This is a genomic window from Pirellulales bacterium (genome assembly GCA_019694435.1).
In the GTDB taxonomy this organism is placed as follows: Bacteria; Planctomycetota; Planctomycetia; order Pirellulales; family JAEUIK01; genus JAIBBZ01.
Genome location: JAIBBZ010000037.1, coordinates 1 through 19,247 on the forward strand (window position 1 = coordinate 1; position 19,247 = coordinate 19,247).

The window sequence follows — 19,247 nt, forward strand, 5'->3', positions numbered from 1 at the left end:
TCACGCCCGAGTCGCTGATCGAGAATCCCCGGGCCCGGTCTTGTTCGAGGTCGTAACCGATCTCGATGCCCTGCGCGATCTTCACGCCCTTGTCGATGATCGCGCGGCGAATCTTGGCATGCCGGCCGATGTCGACGCCCTCGAAGACGATCGAGTCTTCGACCCGGGCATAGCTGTTGACGCGGACGTTGTTGCCCAGCAGCGAACGGATCACGTGGCCGCCCGAAATGATCGAGCCGGTGCAGACGATGCTGTCGATCGCCTCGCCGCGGCGGCCGTGGGGGCCTTCTTCGCCGAAGACGAACTTCGGCGGTGGCAGGTTGGGCTGATAAGTTCGGATCGGCCAGTGCTCGTCATACATGTTCAAGAGCGGGTCGACCGAGATCAGGTCCATGTTCGCTTCGTAGTAGGCATCCAAGGTACCGACGTCGCGCCAGTACGCGCTTCCCTTGCGGTTTTCGTCGAGGAACGGGTAGGCCATGACGCGGTGCGTCTCAATGATCGACGGGATGATGTTCCGCCCGAAATCGTGCTGGCTGTCGTTGCGGTTGGCGTCGAGGCACAACTGCTCGAACAAGAACCGGGCGTTGAATACGTAGATGCCCATCGACGCCAGCGCGATGTGCGGGTTGTCGGGCATCGGCGTCGGCTGCCGCGGCTTTTCCTGGAAACCGACGATCCGTTGTTCTTCGTCGATCTGCATCACGCCGAACTGCGTGGCGTCGGCGACGGGCACCGGCAGCGCGGCAACCGTCAGCTCCGAGTTCGAGTCCTTGTGAAACTGCACGAGCCGGCCGTAGTCCATCTTGTAGATGTGGTCGCCGGCGAGGATCACCACCAGGTCGGGCCGTTCTTTCTCCAGTGTGTAAATGTTCTGGTAGACCGCGTCGGCCGTGCCCTGGTACCAGTGCTCGTCGATGCGCTGCTGCGGCGGGACGACGTCGATGAATTCGCCCAGTTCGCGGCAGAGATAGCCGCGCCAGCCGAGATTGATGTGGCGATCCAAGCTCATCGCCTTGTACTGGGTCAGCACCAGGATCTTGCGCAGGCCGCTGTTGAGGCAGTTCGACAGCGTGAAATCGATGATCCGGTAGGCTCCGCCGAATGGGACCGCAGGTTTGGCGCGATCGCGGGTCAGCGGCTCGAGACGAGAACCTTTTCCACCAGCCAGGACTACGGCGAGGACGTTTTCCATCCGCAAGTATTCTCCGCGCGGGCCCGAGCGGCGTGCCCCTGATGATGATTTTAACGATTGCCGCGAAGAGTTAGAAGCGGCGCACGTACGACGCTGCACGCCGGAGCACGGCAACCTGCGACGAAACGCCGCCGTCGCCGTCGCCACGGCGAGCTTCGGTATCGGCGCTCGGCCAGCGTAAACTTGACCCTTAGGTAAACAGCGCCTGCGGTGCCGGTTGTAGCGTGGCAGGCCCGTCGATCCATTCGCGGTGCCACAGCTCGAGCACCAACAGTGCCCACAGGCGGTAACCGTGATCGAACACGCCGCGAACATGTTCGTCGACGAGTGCGGCGATTGAATCTCGCCGGAAATAGCCGCGAGCCAGCGCACGCTCGGCGAGCAGCACGTCGTAGGCGTAGTCTTTCAGCTCCTTGCGGAACCATTCGGCCAAAGGCACGCCGAAGCCCATCTTGCGGCGCCGCAGCACGTCGGGGGGTAACAAGTCGCCAAACGCGTCCCGCAGAATCGCCTTGCCGCGCCGACCGCGAAGTTTGTCGCGCAACGGCATCGCCGCCGCCAGTTCGACCACCCGATAGTCCAGCAGCGGCTGCCGGCATTCGAGCCCGTGGGCCATCGCCGCGATGTCGACCTTGGTTAACAGGTCGCAGGGCAAGTAGGTGGTCAAATCGGCCAGGGCCGTGGCCGTCACGCGATCGCGCCGCGAACTGCGGGCCAGCGCCGCGTCCAGAAATCCGTACGGATCGGCGTCGGGCAGCGCGGCCAGGAACGCATCGGTGTAGAGGGCCGCGCGGCGCGCCTCGCCGAAGATGGCGATCCACTCCAGGTAGCGCCGCCCGGGCGGCAGCGCCAGCGCGCCGACCAGCCGCTTGAACCGCCGCCGCCAGGAGCGCTGGCTGCCGTCGACAGGCAGGCGCTGCCAGAGCGACGTCGTCAGCGGCCATTGCAAGCCGGCCGGCAGCCGATCGAACCAGCTACCCAAACGGACGGCCTGGTACCGGTCGTAGCCGGCGAATAGTTCGTCGCCGCCGTCGCCGGTCAGTGCCACGGTCACCTGCTCGCGCGCCAACTGTGCGACGTACCAGGTGGGAATGGCCGAGCTGTCGGCGAACGGCTCGTCGAAATGCCAGGCCAGCTTCGGCAACACCTCCAGCGATCGAGGCTCGACGCGAAACTCGTGATGCTCCGTGCCTAGCCGCGCGGCGACCGCGCGGGCGTAATGCGTCTCGTCATACTCGGGCACCGTGAAGCCGATCGAGAAGGTCTTGACCGGCCGGGTCATCTCGCGCTGCATCAGGCCCACGACGATCGACGAATCGATGCCGCCGGAGAGGAACGCGCCCAACGGGACTTCGCTCTCCAGGCGCAGCCGCACCGCGTCGCGCAAGGTGGCTTGCAGCTCTTCGCGATATTCGCCCGCGGGCCGATCGATTTCGCGCTGGAAATCGGGGCGCCAGTAGCAGCCTGTTTCGACGCGCCCTTGGCGGAACGTGGCCCAATGCGCAGGCGGCAACTTGGCCACACCCTGGAGAATCGTCCGCGGATGCGGGATGTATTGATACGTCAGGTAGGCGTCGATGGCCGCCGGGTCGACCTCGCGCGGCACGCCCGGCACCGTCAGGATCGATTTGAGCTCGCTGGCAAAGAGCAGCCGTTGGGCGTCCGCGCGATAGAACAGCGGCTTCTTGCCCAGCCGGTCGCGGGCCAGCACGAGCTGTCGCTGGCGCGCGTCCCAAATGGCCAGCGCGAACATGCCGTTGAGATGTCGAAAGCAGTCGATGCCCTCGTCCTCGTAGAGATGGACGATCGTCTCGGTGTCGCTTGTGGTGCGGAACCGATGGCCCGCGCCCTCCAAGCGGCGGCGCAGATCGCGAAAGTTGTAGATCTCGCCGTTGAAGACGATCCAGACCGTCTCATCCTCGTTGGCCAGCGGCTGATGTCCACAGGCGACGTCGATGATCGACAGCCGGCGGTGTCCCAAGGCCACGCCGCCGCCGGCCTGTCCGTCGAGCGCCACCACGGCCGAGCGGTAATGGCCCGCGTCATCCGGTCCGCGATGACGGAGCAAGTCGGTCATCCGCCGCAGGACGTGTTCGTCCAGGGGCGGACCGGCCGCGGTCCAGACGGCGCCGGCAATACCGCACATCGAAGATCTCGTCAGGCGCTGGGCTCGCCCAGCAGTTCGCGGTACAGCGCCACGTGCGCCGATACCATGCGTGCGATCGAAAACTCACTTTCGATTTTACGCCGCGCCGCCGCGGCGAGCCGGGGGCCCAGCTCCGGCTCGGTCAGCAGGAATTGCGTTTGCCGGGCAAACCCGGCCCGGTCCCCGACGGGAACCAAGAGCCCTGTCTCATCGTGCGTCACCAGGTCGCGCGTGCCGGGAATATCGGTCGCCACGACCGGCACGCCCGCGGCGAACGCCTCCATGACGACGTTGGGGAGCCCCTCGTATTCGCTCGCCAGCCACAGCGCCTGGGCATGCGGCAGCAAGTCCGGTACGTCGCTCCGCTCGCCGAGCAGGTGCACCCGATCTTCGATCTGGACCTGCCGGCGAAAGCGCTCCAGCAGCTCGCGCTGGGGACCGTCGCCGATGACGAGCAGATGCACGTCGGGGCGGATGACCTTCAGCAGGTCGGCCGCCCAGATCAGGTCTTTGACCCGCTTCTGAGGCCACAGCCGCCCCACGGCGAGGATCAGCCGGGCCTCGCTCGGCAGCCCGAGCTGCGCGAGCAGCGCCGCGCGCGTGTAGCGACTGGTTCGCGCAGGCCCGATGCCGTTGGGAATGACCAGGAGCTTGTCGGCCGGCAGTCCCTGGGCGAGATAGAACTCACGCACGCCGGTGCTGTTGACGACGATCCGGTCGGTGCGGCGGGCCAGCCAACGGTCGATGGCCAGCTCGTGCCACACCTTCCACGGATCGGCGCAGCGCTCGGTGGCCACGAGGTGCGGCACGCGGTTCCACAGCGCCGCCGCCCGACCGTAGGAGTTGCCGGCGAACAGCCAGGTGTGCACCAGCGCGGGCCGCTCGCGGCGCATCAGGCTGCTCAAGCGGCGCAACGCGAACGGATCGATCTTCCAGCGCTTGCCCAGCACCTCGCAGCGCACGCCGGCGCCGGTCAACTCGTCGAGCAACGGCCCTCCGCGCGTAAGCGCCGCGACGCGCACGTCGAAGCCGTGCTCGACCAGTCCGCCGGCGAGCAGCACCAACTGCTTCTCGGCGCCTGCGCGATCGAGCGTGGGAATGACGTGCAGGATTCGCGGCATCAGTCTGGCGGCGCCTCGTGGATCAAACGCTCGAAGAGTTCCCAATGGGTCCTCACGGCGCGGGACAGCGAAAACTCGGCCGCGACCCGCGCCCGGGCCGCCGCCGCGCGCCGTGCGGCCGCCTCGGCATCATGCACCGTCGCGGCGATCGCCTGTACCCAGCCTGCCGCGTCGCCGGGGGCGACGAGCAGCCCGTGCGTTTCGTGCTCGACCAGGTCGCGATTGCCCGGGATGTCGCTGGCCACGACCGGCAGGCCCGCGGCCAGGGCTTCGAGCAGCGCCACGGACATACCCTCTTCATACGACGGCAAGACGAACACATCGGCCGCGGTCAGCAGGTCGTCGACCGCGTCGAACGAACCCGCCAGGACCACGGCGCCGGCCAGCCCTTGTTCGATGATCTCCGCGGCCAGGGCCGTGCGCAAGGGCCCCTCGCCGGCCAGCCACAGGCAAGCCCCCGGGACGCGTTCGCGCACGCCGGGCCACGCGCGCACCAGGTCCATCAGGCCCTTGGCCTCGTGCAAGCGGCCGGTGTACAGGGCCAGCGGAGCCTCGCCCACGAAGGCCAGCTCGTGGTTCGATTGAGCCAGTTCGCGGCGGGCCTGCGCACGCCGCTGCGCGCGGTGCGTGGCCGTGGTTTCGCCGTCGGCCGAAACCGCGACGCCGTTGGGAATCAGGTGAATCCGCGAGCGACGATAGCCGGCCGCGATCAACTCTTCCTGGATCGCGCGGCTGGGCGCGATGAATGCGCCGGCCGTCGCGCAGCGCTGCTTGATCCGTCGTCCGAAGCGGGCTTCGAGCTGCCAATGCATGTCGCCGCTGAGGCCTGCGCCCTCGGCGCGCAGCGCCACGGGAAACCGCGCGCGGCGGGCCGCCCCGAGCGTCGCATAGGCATCGTGCTTGAACATCGACACGTAAACCAAGTCGAATTGTGCGCGCCGCGCGCTGAGCCAGGCGTCGAGTTTGCGCATATAGCGCCAGGTGCCCCAAAAACGCAGTCCCGGTTGCGCCAGTCGCACGACGCGCACGCCGCGGTGGTCGATTGTCTCCGGCCAGCGCGGATTCCAGCGCGCCGTCAGCACGGTCACCTGCGCACCTTGATGTTGAAACTCGCCGGCCAGTCGCGCCATGACCGTTTCGGCTCCTCCCACGCGCGGCCAGAACGATCGCGTCACCAGCACCAGGCGCATCCGGGTCAACTCTCCCGCCCTGCGGCCAGATCGGCCGGTTCGAGCGCCGCCACGTACGGCAGATTGCGGTAGGCGTCCTGATAGTCGAGCCCGTAGCCGACGACGAACTCGTCGGGAATCTCGAAACCGACAAAATCGGGATCGAACGACACCCGGCTGCGGCCGCGTTTCCGCAGCAGCACGGCCGACTGCAAGGTCGATGGTTTCAGCCGCCGGATTTCGTCAAGCAGCCGGGCCAAGGTCTGGCCGGTGTCAAAAATGTCGTCCAGCACCAACACCCGACGGTCGCGCACCTCGGGCAGCAACTCGGCGTGCAAGGTCAGTTCGCCGGGAGTCGTGGCCGGTCCACGGTAGCTACGGGCCTGGACCAGGCCGACCGACAAGGGCATGTCGAGCCGGCGGATCAGGTCGGCCAGGACGATGATGCTGCCGGTCAGGACCCCGACCACGGTCAGGGGGTCCGAGCCGTAGTGCCGGCCGATTTCCGCGGCCAGCCGCTCGATTCCCTCGCGTAATTGGGCCTCGGTCAGCAGTGTTTTCATGCGCTTGGGCAAGGACGGAGGGAGATCCGCCGGGCCAGCTGTTGGGGCCCGACGGGACGGGCGTGTCGAGCGGCCGCCCTACGGCGGCCGCACTTTGCGAACCGCAGTTGACGCTGCGATTTCCGGGCGACAAGATACCATGTTGCCGTTCAGTGAGGGGGGTACGTCCCCTGAAAAGCGCGTCGTTCCCTGGGTGTCTGGCAGGCGATGTCGGTCCCCAGGGGGCGTTCGTGAGGTAATGATTGTTGAGAGGGTGCAGCGCGCCCTCGGTCCAATTTCAAAGTTCAGTTGCAAGGAGCGAGAGTCATAGAACGTTCGCAGCGTGTCAACGAGCAAATCCGCATCACACCCATCCGGTTGATTGGCGCAGACGGAGCGCAGCTTGGAATTGTCCCCACGGAGCAGGCCCTGCAGATGGCGCGCGACGTCGACGCGGACCTGGTCGAGGTGGCTCCCAACGAGCGGCCACCCGTTTGCCGCATCATGGATTTCGGCAAATTCAAGTATCAGCAAAAGAAGCGCCAGCACCGCAGCCACAGCCACCACAGCAAGATCAAGGAAATTCGCGTTCGCCCCAAGACCGACGATCACGATATCGAGGTCAAGGTGAACCGGGCCAAAGACTTCCTGACGCACAAGGACAAGGTGATCGTGTCCGTCATCTTTCGCGGACGCGAATTGGCGCACGTCGAAGAAGGCCAGCGCGTGGTGAATCAGATCATCAAGGAGCTGGAGACCTTCGGCAAAGTCGAGTCCCCCCCGCAGCAGCAGGGGAAGCGCATCGTCTGCATTCTGTCGCCACGATGAGACATGGCCGGGGCCCTGGCTGTTGGCCACGGCCCCGGTATCGCCCCCCGGCGCGGGCCTGCTACCTGCTGGCAGGCGTGTCTTTTGCGAAAAAAATGCGCCCTTTCGCGGGGCTGCGAGGGCGATATACTGACTGGTCTTGTTTCCAGTGGATTGTTCCTGCCAGCAAGGCCGCCCGGCCCTGGGGCGAGGTTCAGTCGCCCTAACCAGACGACGGCGCATTTTTTGAGCGGCCGACTCCGATGCCCAAGCAAAAGACTCACAAAGGCACCAAGAAGCGCTTTCGCCTGACCGCGACCGGGAAGGTCAAGCACCGCTCGGCCGGGACAAGCCACTTGAACTCGCGGATCAAGCAAAAGCGGATCCGTAACTTGCGCGGGACTTCGGTCCTTGCGAAGGTCGAGAACGCGCGCATTCACGAGCTGCTGGGTAACTACAGCTACTAGCGGCTGCGACACGCTCGTCGCGGTACACTTGGTGAATCGCTCTCGACCCCCTGCCCGGCCGGCCGTAGCGCCGACGCGGCAGCACCGAAACGGGCACCCAACACGCCTCGATTGAGGCGGGCCTTGCTTTCGCACGACAGGCAGAACGAGTCATGAGAACGCGTAAAGGCGCCGCTCGCAATCAAGCGAAGAAGCGGCTCTTTCAAAAGGCGGAAGGTTTCGTCGGCGGTCGTCGCCGGCTGCTGCGGACCGTCAAGGAAACACTGGTCCGCTCGGGCAAGTTCGCTTTCCGCGACCGCCGCACGCGACGCCGCAATCTCCGCCGCCTCTGGATCATCCGCGTCAACGCGGCGGTTCGGGCCCACGATCTGCGCTACAGCGAATTCATTCATGGGTTGGCGAAGGCCAACATCGAGCTGGATCGCAAGATCCTGGCCGATCTGGCCGTGAACGACCCGGCCGCATTCGAAGGCGTGGTTCAGAAGGTCAAACAGGCGCTGCAGTCGTAGTCCGCGCGGCGCCAGGCGGCAGTTTGTCCGACGGACTTCGTCACGCGCTCGTCCGGTTGACTTCATCGCGGGGTGCTCGGTTGGGCAACCCCCGCCGCCCTGGATGGAAGGATCTGGCCGTGGCTCTGGCCGAATTCCTTGCCGAGCTCGATGAACTGCTCGCCGCGGCCCAGTCCGGCTTTGACACGGCTGCCGATGCGGCTGCCCTCGAGGCGGCACGCATCGATTTTCTCGGCGCCAAGAGCGGCCGATTGAAGGCAGCGCAAAAGGGGTTGGGCACCGTTGCCGGCGCCGACAAGCCGGCGGCCGGCAAGCGCTTCAACGAGGTCAAGCAGGCCATCGAGGCGGCGTTCGAAGCGGCTCAGGCCCGGCTGGCGAGCGGCGCCGCGCAGGCCGACGTCGAGGCCTTCGACCCGACGCTGCCCGGAACTCGTCCGCGCCGCGGCCATGTGCACCCGCTGACCCAGACGATGGAAGATCTCAAGGAGATCATGGGCCGGCTGGGCTTTACCGTGGCCGAGGGGCCCGAGATCGAAGACCCCTGGCACAACTTCGAAGCGTTGAACATTCCCGAGTCGCACCCGGCGCGCGATCCGCTGGAGAATTTTTACCTGGCCACCGCGCAGCGCACCGGAGGTCCGTGGCTGCTGCGGAGTCAGACGAGCACCGTCCAGATTCGCGTGATGGAGCGCACGCCACCGCCGGTGCGGATCATCTCGCTGGGGCGCGTCTACCGGCCCGACACAGCCGATGCGACGCATTACCCGATGTTTCATCAGATCGAGGGACTGCTGGTCGATCGCCACGTGACGATGGCCGATCTGAAAAGCGTGTTGCGTTTGTTCGCCAGCAGCTTCCTGGGGGGCGACGTGCACATTCGCTTCCGCCCGTCGTTTTTCCCGTTCACCGAGCCGAGCGTGGAAGTCGACATGCGTTGGAACGATCGCTGGATCGAGATGGGCGGGGCCGGCATGGTCGACCCGCACGTGCTGCAGGCCGTCGGCTACGATCCCGAGCAGGTCAGCGGCTTCGCGTTTGGTCTGGGGGTCGAGCGCGTTTGTGCGCGCCGCCACAACGTCACCGACATCCGCGAGTTCTACAAGAACGACGTCCGGTTTTTGCACCAGTTTTGAACGCGCCCGCCGGTCCGGTCGCGTCGTACGATTGCGCAGGTAGCCGCCGATGCTTGTTTCGTGGAGCTGGTTGAGCGATTACGTCCGGCTCGACATGCCGGTCGAAGAGGTCGAGCGCCGGCTGATGATGGCCGGCCTCAACCACGAATCGACCGCGCGCGCCGGCGACGACGTCGTGATCGACTTCGAGGTCACCAGCAACCGTGCCGATTGCCTGGGCCACCTGGGTATTGCCCGCGAGATCGCCACGCTCTGGGGGCGCGAAATCTGCCTGCCCAAGGCCGACCCGTGCCCGGGTTCGCATCCGGTCGCAGTCCTCGCGCGCGTGACGGTCGAATGCCCCGATTTGTGCCCGCGCTATACGGCCCGGGTCGTGCGCGGCGTGCGCGTGGGGCCGAGTCCGGCATGGCTGGCCGCGCGGCTGCAAGCAGTCGGCGTGGCGACGATCAACAACATCGTCGACATCACGAACTACGTGTTGCTCGAATGCGGCCAACCGCTGCACGCCTTCGATCTCGGCCGACTGCGCGGCGGGGCGATCGTCGTTCGCCGCCCGCGGGCCGGCGAACAGCTTGAGGCGATCGATCATCGCGTCTACGAGCTCAACGAGGCGATGTGCATCATCGCCGACGCCGAGCGGCCCGTGGGCATCGGCGGTGTGATGGGCGGCGCCGAAACCGAGGTCTCGGCCGCGACGACCGACGTGCTGCTCGAGGCGGCGCAGTTCGACCCCTTGGCCATTCGCGGCGCCGCTCGCGCGCTGAACCTGCACAGCCCGTCGTCGTATCGCTTCGAGCGCGGGCTCGATCCGCACGGAGTCGATTGGGCCAGCCGCCGCGCCTGCGAGTTGATCCTCGAGCTGGCCGGGGGCGAGCTGGCCGCCGGCGTGCTCGACGTGGGCACCCCGCCCGTCGCGCGCGAACCGATCGTGCTCCGCTTTGCACAACTCAAGCGCATCCTCGGCATCGAGGTACCGGCCGACGAGGTGGAACAGATCCTCGTAGCGCTGGGCCATCGCCGGCGCGAGCGCACGGGCGAACGCATCGAGGTGACCCCGCCGACCTGGCGCCGCGATCTCACGCGCGAGATCGACCTGATCGAAGAGGTCGCGCGGATTCACGGCTACGAGCAGATTCCCGAGGATGCGCTGGTGCCGATGGCCCGTTCGGCGCGCACGCCGGCCGATCGCGTGCTGGGCGAGGTCCGCGCGACGCTGACGGCGGCCGGTTTTGACGAGGCGTTGACCTTATCGGTCGTCGAGGAACCGGTTTCCGAAGCGTTCAGCCCTTGGTCCGATCTGCCTGCCCTGCGTACGCAGATGCCCATCCTGCGGAGGGCGACGCTGCTGCGCCGCAGCCTGGTGCCGAGCTTGCTCGCGGTGCGGCGCACCAACGAGGCGCTGTCGAATCCGACGATCGAGTTGTTCGAGATTGCCTCGGCCTACCTGCCGAGCAGCGAAGGACCGCCGCGCGAAGAACGGCTGGTCGGCCTTACGACCGGCGGCGATTTCCTCGCGCTCAAGGGGGTGGTCGAAGAGCTCGTGGCGCGCTTGAATCCCGCGGCCAGGGTCACGGTCGGCGACTACCGTCACGCGCTGTTCGCGCCCGGGCGAGCCGTGCAATTGCATCTGGACGGCGAAACGCTGGGCTACCTGGGCGAAGTGAGCGTCGAGGCCCGCAAGGCGTTCGATCTGCGCGGCGCGACGACGGTCGCCGAGCTGCGATTCGGGCTGTTGGCGGCGGCGGCCCAGTTGATCCGGCCGTTCGTGCCGCTGGCAGACAAGCCGGCCATCCAGCGCGATATCAACCTCGAACTGGCCGAAAGCGTCCGCTGGGCCCAACTGGCGGCGGTCGTCGAGGAAGTGTGCGGTCCGAAGCTCGAGGCCTTGGACTATCTCGAGACCTATCGCGACCGCCAGCGGTTGGGCGCCGATCGCAAGAGCCTGGTCTTCCGGTTGACCCTGCGCGACCCCCAGGCGACCCTGACCGGGGCCGAGGCCGACGCCCTGCGCGACCGCGTCGTCGCGGTCTGCGCCGATCGGCTGGGGGCCAAGCTTCGCCTGGGCTGATGTTCCCTGGGGGTCGGTCGTGCGAGCCTGCCCAAATCGCTTGATCTCTTTCCCTGCGCCTGCGCGGCGCGTTAGCCTGTTGGCTGGGTGATCGAGGAGTGCGGCCGGATCAACTCATCGCGTGGCCGCGGTCATCACCCGGCGTTGGCCTGCTTCGTTCGGGGCATCTTCTTGTTCGCCCGAGGAGCCAACCGATGTCTGCCTACAATCGCCGCGTGTTTCTCTCTGAGGTCGGTCAGAGCGTGTTCGCCGCCACGCTGGGCTATACGGCGGCTGTCGAGTTGGGCCTGACCACGGCCGTGGCCGACGACTCGGCCCCGTTGCGTTTGAGCTTTGGCCCGCGCGAACCGTTGATTCAACTGTTGCAAGAGACGCCACCTGATCGTCTGCTGCCGCTGCTGGTCGAAAAGCTCCGTGCCGGCGTCGAGCTGCGCGAGCTGGTGGCCGCCGGCGCGTTGGCCAACGCACGGAGTTTTGGTGGCGAAGACTACGTCGGATTTCACACCTTCATGGCCCTGGCGCCCGCATGGCAAATGGCGGCCGAGCTGCCTGCGAACGAAGCGGCCTTGCCTGTGCTCAAGGTGCTGTATCGCAACACGGCGCGCATTCACGAGCGCGGCGATGCCGGCCTGGAAGTGCTCGGACCGCTGTTGGCGGCCGACAAGCCGGAAGAGGTCAGCGCCGAGCGGCTGCGCGAAGCCGTCCGGCAGCACGACCTGCCACGCGCCGAAAGGCTGCTCGCCGCGGCAGCGCAGCGCTCGCCCGAAGAGGCCTACAACGCCATCCTGCCCGCGGTGGCCGACGGCGTCGAGGTGCACCGCACGGTGCTTGCCTATCGCGCCTGGGACTTGCTCGACCTGGTGGGCCGCGAGCACGCCTGCACGATGCTGCGGCAATCGCTGCACTATGCCGTGCACAACTGTAACGCGAGCTACGACGAGCAATACGCCGAGGTGCGCAGCTTGCTGCCCAAGGTGCTCGATACCTACAAGCTCGAACGGATCGAGGCCGGTACGCGCGCGGCGGACGACGACTGGCTCGCATCGATGTGCCAGTTGTTCCTCACGGCGACTCCCGAGCAGGCGGCCGATGCCGTGGCCGCCGCGCTGGCCGAAGGGCTGAGCGGCGATTCGGTGGCCGAGGCCATTGCCCTGGCCGCCAATCAGCTCGTGCTCCGCGATCCGGGCCGAACCGAGAGCAACGCGCGGCCGAACAAGCCGGTAGGCAGCGTCCACGGCGATTCGATCGGCGTGCATGCGAGCGACGCGGCCAACGCCTGGCGCAACATCGCCGCCGTGAGCAACCGGCACAATCGCGCGGCGAGCCTGGTGCTCTCCGGATGGGCCGTGGCCCGCGATCGAGGGTTGAGCTGGGGCCAGAAGCTCTACGACGAGCCGCAGCCCGACGCCGCGCATCTCAAACAGATCGATACTCGCGACGCAGCGATGCTGTTGACCGCCCTCGACGATGCGATTCGCCAGCAGGACCAGGCCCGGGCCTGCGCCCTGGTGCACGTCTACGGCCATGCGGCCCACGACCCGCAGCCGCTGCGCGCATTGCTGTTGCGTTACGCCGTCAGCCAGGATGGGGCGCTGCACGCCGAGAAATATTTCCGCACCGCCACCCAGGAATTCGACCGCACGCGGCCGCGTTTCCGCTGGCGGCAAATGGTCGCGCTCGCCCGCGTGACCGCGAGCGAAGCCGGCCAACCGGCGCCCGGCATGGACGAGGCCCGGCGGTTGCTGGCCGTGTAGTCTTTCAGGCCGCCGGCCATCGCCAAGCGCATATTTTCCGCCGCTTGCGGCCACTCGCCGCGATCGACTAGCGCGCTATACTCCCTATGCGACCTGAATTCTGCAGCCTGTTCGCATAGGAGTCGCGCCCGATGCTTGTCCTGCGCCTGGTCTTTGTCGGTACGCTGGCCTTGGCCTCAATGGCACATTCCGAGGTGCGCGGCGACGATGCCGCCGAATGGCGGCAATGGCGCGGACCTGCTCGTGATGGGCAGCTCGCCGCCGGGACCCTGCCCGATTCACTCGCGATCGATCGACTGGTCGAGACGTGGCGCGTCGAGCTCGGCCCAGGCTACCCCGGGCCGATCGTGGCCGGAGATCGGGTGTTCGTCGCCGAGACCCGGGACGAGCGCGACGAGGTGGTCCGGGCCCTCGATCGAGCCACGGGCCGGCAACTCTGGGAAGTCGCCTGGCCCGGGGCCATGAAGGTCCCCTTCTTTGCCAAGCGCAACGGCGATTGGATTCGCGCGACGCCGGCTTGTGATGGGCAAACGTTGTACGTTGCCGGCATGCTCGACGTGCTCGTGGCTCTCGATGTGGTGACCGGTGCAGAACGCTGGCGCGTCGATTTTCCCCAGCAACTTAAGACCGCGCCGCCCGATTTCGGCTTCGCCAGCTCGCCGTTGGTCGTCGGCGACTTCGTCTATGTGCAGGCAGCCGGCGGCTTCGTCAAGCTCGACAAACACAACGGAGAGGTCGTCTGGCGCACGCTCGACGATGGAGGCGGCATGTGGGGCAGCGCGTTTTCGTCGCCCGTCCTGGCCAACCTGGCCGGGCGCGAGCAGCTGGTCGTGCAGACGCGCACGCATCTGGCCGGCGTCGAACCCGAGCGCGGCGAGGTGCTCTGGAAGCACGAGATCGAGGCGTTCCGCGGCATGAACATCCTCACGCCTACGATCTGGCGAGATTGTGTCTTCACCAGCGCCTACGGGGGCAAGTCGACACTGCTGCGAATTGAAAACGACGGCGCGGCACAAAAGTCGACGGTCGCCTGGCAGCAGAAGACCCAGGGATACATGTCATCGCCGGTGGTGGTTGGGGATCACGTCTATCTGCATCTTCGCAATCGCCGGTTCACCTGCATCGATCTGGCAACGGGCGAAAGCCCCTGGACGACGACACCGTTCGGCGAGTACTGGAGCCTGGTTGCCGCGGGCGAGATGATCCTGGCGCTCGATCAGACCGGCGAGCTGTTGTTGATCCGCGCCAATCCGGAGAAGTTCGACCTCGTCGAGCGACGCAAGCTGAGCGAGGAAGAAACCTGGGGACACCTGGCCGTCGCCGGCGATGAGATCTATGTTCGCGAGCTGAAGGCGCTGCGGGCGCTGAAGTTCACTCGGGCCGGCGTCGCAGGCGCGCAGCCAGCCGCGCCGGCTGGGTCACTCGAAGACGACCATCGCGTGCATGCCCAGGTCGTCGACCGTGGCCACGACGCCGTCGTCGGTGTGTTCGAGCGTTAACGGCTTGCCGCCGGGTTCGAGCGTGGCCTTGGTCACCCCCGGCACGCGACACCGCACCCGCAGTCCCGACAGGGGGATCACCTCTTCGCGCACGGGCCAGGTGCCGCGCAGCTCGGATTGATTCGGAAAGCCCCACTGCTTGTTCAGCTCTTCCGGCAAGGGGGCCAGCTTCTGATAGATCGAGTGGATTCCCCAACTGCTGGACTGGTTGAGCAGGTGGACGATGGTCCGTCCGGAATTGGTCTGCCGACGGAAGGTGGCAGTCAGCATCAGGGGCCCCTCGACCTCGACGGCCGGGGGCACGTCGCGCACCACCCACCGCGCCGCGCGGAACAGCATTTCGCGCATGTAGGCGTCGGGATAGAAGAACATCCCCTTGTCGACCGACGCGGGAAAATACGCGACCCGCCCTTGGCCGAACTCCGAGGTGATGATGGCCGGATGCCGGATGTTGGCTTCGTCCTGCGGCAGGTTGACGTTGTAGGTCGCCACGACGTGACCGCCTTCGAGTGGCTCGACCTTCGTGGCGCTGGCGATCAGGGCCAGCGTGCCCTTGGCCGGCGGTGTTCCGCCGGGCACGCGCCAGGCCGTGTTCTGTTTGTCGCGAATCACCGGGCTGTTGACGACCGGGTGCTGGTCGTCGTCGAGCGACAGGTACAAGTTCTCGACCCGCTGATTGACCGTCGCGGTGCCGCGATATCGGACGCGCAACACGTCGCCCAGGGCAAAATCGTCGCGCCGTTGATATTGCTCATCGTAGAGCGACGTTTCGAATGAGGCGACGAGCCCCCCGCCGCCGGCCACGAATCGCCGGACGACTTCGGCGGCGCGCGGCGACATGCAGGCCACGTTCGGCAGCACCAGCACCCTTACGCCGCGCAACTGGCCGTCTTCCAGGTCTTGCTCGGTCAGCACGCGCACGGGCACATGCTTTTCGAGAAACGTCTTGAACGCGCCCAGCGTGTGCGAGAAATAGATCGGCAGCGCGCCCTGTGCGTACAGCGTGCGCGTTTGTTCCGAGGCCACGATGCCCACGTGCGAGATGGCCTCGGTGTGGCTGAGCCACGTTTCGCGCGCCGCGATGTTGGCCACGTGCAGCCGCAAGTATTCTTCGCGCCCGGTCGATTCGACGAACTCGGGGCATACGCCCCAGGGCAGGCATTCGAGCCCGCGCAATTGAATCTCGACCGGCGAGGAGATGCCCGAGATGCCGTGCGCCGAGGGTTGAATCCAGACGCTGGCCCCGCGCTCGCGCGAGATGCCCTGCATAAAGGCGAACACGAACTGCTGGTACAGCGGATCGCCCGGCACGTCCCAGTATTGTTCGACCGACGGGAAATCGACCGCCGCGGCGTAGTCCAACGGATACTCGCCCATGTACATGTCGGGGTAGTACCAGGTGCGATTGGCCGAGTGGTTCACGTAGATCACGGCCTCCGGACGCTCGGCGCGAATCGCGGCCCGCATCCGGTCGGCCAACGCGACGAAGTGGGCGTTGTGCCAGGCCAGGTACTTCCGCGTCACCGGGTCGCGCACCGGGTCGAAATGCGTGGGAATCTCGGCGCCGCCGGAAAACTCGCGAAAGGCCCGCCGCGTGGCCTCGTCATACGTGTGCAAATGGACGGGCGCATAGCCGTCCAACCAGTAGCCGTCGGCCTTGAACTCGCGGGTCACATACGCCAGTTGCTCCAGCAGCCATTCGGCGTAGCCGGTGCGAATGTTGGCAAAGTTCGGCGGGTCCTGATGCTTGCCGTCGGGCAGGGTCTTGAGCCAGTCGGGATGCGCCTCGCAGAAAATCGGATTGCCCACCGGAACCTGGACGGGCCCGATGTAGAAGATGGCCTTCGCGCCGGCCGCGTGACAGCGCTCGACGTGCGTCCGCAGATACTGCTCGGCCTCGCGTACGCGTTCGGCCGGATACAGCGAGGCCGAAGGTCCGACAATGTCCCAGCGCGTCAACGCGTTGAGCGTGACGACATTGTAGCCCGCCTGCAGGAACGCCTGGGCCATCGGCAAATCGCCGGGCAGATGGCCGACGCGCCAGTGCGTGCGCGTCCAGTCCGGCACCGGCCGATCAGGACACAGCTCGGGAACCGACCGCGCCGGCAATTTGGCCAGATCGATCGTCGCCAGCGGCTCCGCGGCCACCGCCGCCCGCACGACAACCACCCCCACGACCGCGCCAAGCAACCAGGTGCGCATCTTGAAATACCGGGTCAGAACTGTTTTCTGGGGACCGTCACGAACGGCCGCGGGCCCGACGCGTACACCCTGTCTCCTGCGGTCGGTGAGCGACAGCCCAAGGTACCACGCCATTCATCGCGGCAATAGTCGCCGGTTCGTCGTCGTTCGCGGCGACCACGATATCGCCCCTCGAACGCGGCCGGGTCGGCTGCACGGTGACGCGGCGTGACTATAACGACAAGAAATTGATAACAAGTTCTGACCCGGTTTCTGTTTCATTCTTGCGGATGGGTGCGTCCTTTTGGAAACCAGCGATCACGCGTGCCGTGGCCCACCATTTGTACAAAGCCACCAACAATCAGGATGATAATTGGCGCAACTCCCCAGTGGCTCATCGCCCCGCCGAGGATCACTCCCAAACCGATGCCTCGTATCGACGAACTCACTTCAAACGACCTAATCGACAACATGCATACTTCCCTAGGCCAGGAAGGAAAAGATCAAAAGCAACGAAGTCGCGTTACAGGCAAACAGAAACCGGGTCAGAACTGGTTTCTAGACACGGCCGCCGCGGGCCGCTATCTTGCCATGTATGCCTCGTCCCCTGCGACCCGTCGGCGCCAGTCTAACGTATCACGTCATCAATCGCGGCAACAATCGCCAGCCCGTCTTTCATGGCGACGATGATTTCGCGGCGTTTTTGCGGGCCCTGGGGGAACTCAAGCAGCGGCGGCCGTTCAAGCTGTTCGGCTACTGCCTGTTGCACAATCATGTTCATTTGCTGTTGCAGCCGTCGGGCGAGACGACGATCAGCCGCCTGATGCAGAGCCTGCTCATCTCGCACACGCAGCGCTATCACAAGCACCACGGCTCCGGCGGCCACGTCTGGCAGGGGCGGTTCAAGAGCCCCGTGATCCAAAGCGGCGAACACCTGCTCACCGTGCTGCGCTACATCGAGGCCAATCCGCTACGCGCCGGTCTCGTTCGCCAGGCGGGCGATTATCGTTGGAGCAGCTTTTGTGCGCACGGCCTCGGCGAGCCGGACCCGCTCCTCGACCGGCTGCCGGAGTACGAGGCCCTCGCCGCCACGCCCGGCCGGCGGCAGGCGATCTGGGCCCGCAAGGTGCACGCGCCGCAGCGCGAACCGACGCTGGCAGCGATTCGCCGCTCGAACCTGGCCGGATTGCCGTACGGCGACGCGGCATGGCTGCAGCGCCTGGCCCGGCGGCTCGACTTGGAATTGACCATCAGGCCGCCGGGGCGACCGCGCAAGGACACGCCGAGGAAGCAATAAACAGTTCTGACCCGGTTTGTGGGTGCGACCAGAAACGGGAGGAAGCGAAGTGCTTCAAGCTCTTTGGTCCTCTGAGCCGCGTGCTCTGCGGTTGCCTCATTGCGAAACGCGTCGAGCTTTCCCGACGCGACATCGCGCTCCTACTGCTGATCCCAGAGCGCCGAGTCGTAGGAGGCAAACCACTTGCGAAAGTCCGCCAACTCGTCTGGCGAAAGGCTCTGAACATCTCTTTCGATGCGCTCGACGTTGGACATGGCCCGTTTCTCCCGTGTCAATCCTACCTACCACGGCTTTGGATGAACTGTCGAATTGCGGGCGGCTGGAGCCGGCCTCTTTCGCGGCGCTAACCGAACGTTTCTTCGATCACCGGGTTTTCGAGCACGCCGATCTTTTCGATCTCGATCGAGATCCGGTCGCCCGGTTGCAGGAACACCGGCGGCTTGCGCGCGCCGCCCACGCCGTGCGGCGTGCCGGTCAGGATCACCGTGCCCGGCTGCAAGCGCGTGCTGCCGCTGAGGAACTCGATCAAGGTGGGCACGTCGAAGATCATGTCTTCGGTGGTCCAGTCTTGCATCGTCTGGCCGTTGAGCACCGTCTTGATCGCGAGCGCGTTGGGGTTGGCGATCTCATCGGCCGTCACCAGGCAGGGCCCCAACGGGCAGAACGTGGCAAACGTCTTGCCGCGGCACCACTGGCTGCCGCCCCACTTCATCTGCCAGTCGCGGGCACTCACGTCGTTGGCGCAGGTGTAGCCCAGCACATAGTCGAGCGCGTCGGCCTTGCTGACGTTGTAACAGGCCCGCGAGAGTACGACGGCCAACTCGCATTCATAGTCGACCATGTCGCTGCGCAGCTTGCGCGGCAGCACGATCGGGTCGCCGGGATTGGTCAACGTGCCCGAGTTCTTCATGAACACCACCGGCTGCTCGGGGATCGGCTGATTCCCTTCGGCGGCGTGGCGGCGGTAGTTCAGGCCGATGCAGATAATGTCGCGCGGCTCGATCGGGGCGAGCAGCTTGTGCACGTCGGCCGCCTCGCCCGAGTCGCGCGGGGCCGCCAGGATGCTGCCCTCGAGCCGTGTCGTGCGCCCGTCGCCGTGCAACCGGCCAAAGTGCACCGCGCCGCTGCGGTCTTGGTAACGAATGATCTTCATGGGCAAAAACGGCTCCTCGGCTCAGGAATGCGGTGAGCAGGGTTCGGTGATGCGGTGAGCATATCGGGCACAGGCGTGCTCGGCCGCCCACCCCGGTTGACGATGCCCGCGGCCCGTCGGCCACCGGTTTGTTTGACCGGCAAATTGGCGGGCAATTACAGTGTGGGTTGCCCGCCAACATACTCGCCGCCACGCGCCGAGCAACA

Annotated in this window: 16 protein-coding genes; 8 read left to right on the plus strand and 8 right to left on the minus strand. The window is 66.2% G+C overall.

The window, feature by feature from the left end; translation table 11 throughout:
- The 5 genes from glgC to hpt all read right to left on the minus strand — a co-directional run.
- Positions 1-1,195, minus strand: a 1,195-nt coding sequence (glgC, locus tag K1X74_20075; protein MBX7168644.1) for a glucose-1-phosphate adenylyltransferase, incomplete at its 3' end; no start/stop codon positions are given.
- A 190-nt stretch (positions 1,196-1,385) separates the two neighbouring features.
- Positions 1,386-3,341 carry an asparagine synthase (glutamine-hydrolyzing) gene (gene asnB / locus K1X74_20080; GenBank protein ID MBX7168645.1) on the minus strand — a complete coding sequence of 652 codons (1,956 nt, stop codon included), beginning with the start codon at positions 3,339-3,341 and terminating at the stop codon, positions 1,386-1,388.
- 11 nt (positions 3,342-3,352) lie between these two features.
- Positions 3,353-4,462, minus strand: a complete 1,110-nt coding sequence (locus tag K1X74_20085; GenBank protein MBX7168646.1) for a glycosyltransferase — start codon at positions 4,460-4,462, stop codon at positions 3,353-3,355.
- Positions 4,462-5,652 (minus strand): glycosyltransferase family 4 protein, encoded by a 1,191-nt coding sequence (locus K1X74_20090; GenBank protein ID MBX7168647.1) that lies wholly within the window; start codon positions 5,650-5,652, stop codon positions 4,462-4,464. The genes K1X74_20085 and K1X74_20090 overlap by 1 nt, the downstream gene beginning before the upstream one ends.
- Positions 5,653-5,657: 5 nt before the next feature.
- Positions 5,658-6,194, minus strand: a complete 537-nt coding sequence (gene hpt, locus K1X74_20095; protein ID MBX7168648.1) for a hypoxanthine phosphoribosyltransferase — start codon at positions 6,192-6,194, stop codon at positions 5,658-5,660.
- Between the two features lie 288 nt (positions 6,195-6,482).
- Between hpt and infC the strand changes: the two genes are divergently transcribed.
- From infC to K1X74_20130, 7 genes are all read left to right on the plus strand, one after another.
- The gene (gene infC, locus K1X74_20100) at positions 6,483-7,001 is read left to right on the plus strand and encodes a translation initiation factor IF-3 (protein ID MBX7168649.1); all 519 of its coding nucleotides are present in this window, start codon (positions 6,483-6,485) and stop codon (positions 6,999-7,001) included.
- A 242-nt stretch (positions 7,002-7,243) separates the two neighbouring features.
- Complete coding sequence (gene rpmI, locus K1X74_20105; protein ID MBX7168650.1) at positions 7,244-7,447, plus strand: 50S ribosomal protein L35; 204 nt, start codon at positions 7,244-7,246, stop codon at positions 7,445-7,447.
- Positions 7,448-7,599: 152 nt separating this feature from the next.
- On the plus strand, positions 7,600-7,956 hold the full coding sequence (rplT, locus tag K1X74_20110) for a 50S ribosomal protein L20 (protein ID MBX7168651.1): 357 nt from the start codon (positions 7,600-7,602) through the stop codon (positions 7,954-7,956).
- A 119-nt stretch (positions 7,957-8,075) separates the two neighbouring features.
- Positions 8,076-9,089 (plus strand): phenylalanine--tRNA ligase subunit alpha, encoded by a 1,014-nt coding sequence (gene pheS / locus K1X74_20115; GenBank protein MBX7168652.1) that lies wholly within the window; start codon positions 8,076-8,078, stop codon positions 9,087-9,089.
- A 49-nt stretch (positions 9,090-9,138) separates the two neighbouring features.
- Positions 9,139-11,157, plus strand: coding sequence for a phenylalanine--tRNA ligase subunit beta (pheT, locus tag K1X74_20120; protein MBX7168653.1), 2,019 nt, complete (start codon positions 9,139-9,141; stop codon positions 11,155-11,157).
- A 194-nt stretch (positions 11,158-11,351) separates the two neighbouring features.
- Positions 11,352-12,911, plus strand: coding sequence for a hypothetical protein (locus tag K1X74_20125; protein MBX7168654.1), 1,560 nt, complete (start codon positions 11,352-11,354; stop codon positions 12,909-12,911).
- A gap of 131 nt (positions 12,912-13,042) precedes the next feature.
- The gene (locus tag K1X74_20130) at positions 13,043-14,410 is read left to right on the plus strand and encodes a PQQ-like beta-propeller repeat protein (GenBank protein ID MBX7168655.1); all 1,368 of its coding nucleotides are present in this window, start codon (positions 13,043-13,045) and stop codon (positions 14,408-14,410) included.
- Here K1X74_20130 and K1X74_20135 read toward each other — a convergent pair.
- On the minus strand, positions 14,330-16,612 hold the full coding sequence (locus K1X74_20135) for a hypothetical protein (protein MBX7168656.1): 2,283 nt from the start codon (positions 16,610-16,612) through the stop codon (positions 14,330-14,332). The two genes, K1X74_20130 and K1X74_20135, sit on opposite strands and share 81 nt — an antisense overlap.
- Before the next feature lie 257 nt (positions 16,613-16,869).
- A complete protein-coding gene (locus K1X74_20140; protein ID MBX7168657.1) occupies positions 16,870-17,064 on the minus strand; it encodes a hypothetical protein in 195 nt (64 codons plus the stop codon).
- 122 nt (positions 17,065-17,186) lie between these two features.
- Here K1X74_20140 and K1X74_20145 point away from each other — a divergent pair, with 122 nt between their 5' ends.
- Positions 17,187-17,888, plus strand: coding sequence for a transposase (locus K1X74_20145; protein MBX7168658.1), 702 nt, complete (start codon positions 17,187-17,189; stop codon positions 17,886-17,888).
- 343 nt (positions 17,889-18,231) lie between these two features.
- Here K1X74_20145 and K1X74_20150 read toward each other — a convergent pair whose 3' ends face one another.
- On the minus strand, positions 18,232-19,041 hold the full coding sequence (locus K1X74_20150; protein ID MBX7168659.1) for a fumarylacetoacetate hydrolase family protein: 810 nt from the start codon (positions 19,039-19,041) through the stop codon (positions 18,232-18,234).
- Positions 19,042-19,247 lie beyond the last annotated feature (206 nt).

What these genes read in the sequence shown, in the direction of transcription:
- K1X74_20145 (MBX7168658.1), top strand. Translation starts at nt 17,187, where the DNA reads ATGCCTCGTCCCCTGCGACCCGTCGGCGCCAGTCTAACGTATCACGTC.
- K1X74_20125 (MBX7168654.1), top strand. Translation starts at nt 11,352, where the DNA reads ATGTCTGCCTACAATCGCCGCGTGTTTCTCTCTGAGGTCGGTCAGAGC.
- rplT (MBX7168651.1), top strand. Translation starts at nt 7,600, where the DNA reads ATGAGAACGCGTAAAGGCGCCGCTCGCAATCAAGCGAAGAAGCGGCTC.
- K1X74_20140 (MBX7168657.1), bottom strand. Translation starts at nt 17,064, where the DNA reads ATGTTGTCGATTAGGTCGTTTGAAGTGAGTTCGTCGATACGAGGCATC.
- K1X74_20090 (MBX7168647.1), bottom strand. Translation starts at nt 5,652, where the DNA reads ATGCGCCTGGTGCTGGTGACGCGATCGTTCTGGCCGCGCGTGGGAGGA.
- K1X74_20085 (MBX7168646.1), bottom strand. Translation starts at nt 4,462, where the DNA reads ATGCCGCGAATCCTGCACGTCATTCCCACGCTCGATCGCGCAGGCGCC.
- K1X74_20130 (MBX7168655.1), top strand. Translation starts at nt 13,043, where the DNA reads ATGCTTGTCCTGCGCCTGGTCTTTGTCGGTACGCTGGCCTTGGCCTCA.
- K1X74_20135 (MBX7168656.1), bottom strand. Translation starts at nt 16,612, where the DNA reads ATGCGCACCTGGTTGCTTGGCGCGGTCGTGGGGGTGGTTGTCGTGCGG.
- hpt (MBX7168648.1), bottom strand. Translation starts at nt 6,194, where the DNA reads ATGAAAACACTGCTGACCGAGGCCCAATTACGCGAGGGAATCGAGCGG.
- pheT (MBX7168653.1), top strand. Translation starts at nt 9,139, where the DNA reads ATGCTTGTTTCGTGGAGCTGGTTGAGCGATTACGTCCGGCTCGACATG.
- K1X74_20150 (MBX7168659.1), bottom strand. Translation starts at nt 19,041, where the DNA reads ATGAAGATCATTCGTTACCAAGACCGCAGCGGCGCGGTGCACTTTGGC.
- asnB (MBX7168645.1), bottom strand. Translation starts at nt 3,341, where the DNA reads ATGTGCGGTATTGCCGGCGCCGTCTGGACCGCGGCCGGTCCGCCCCTG.
- rpmI (MBX7168650.1), top strand. Translation starts at nt 7,244, where the DNA reads ATGCCCAAGCAAAAGACTCACAAAGGCACCAAGAAGCGCTTTCGCCTG.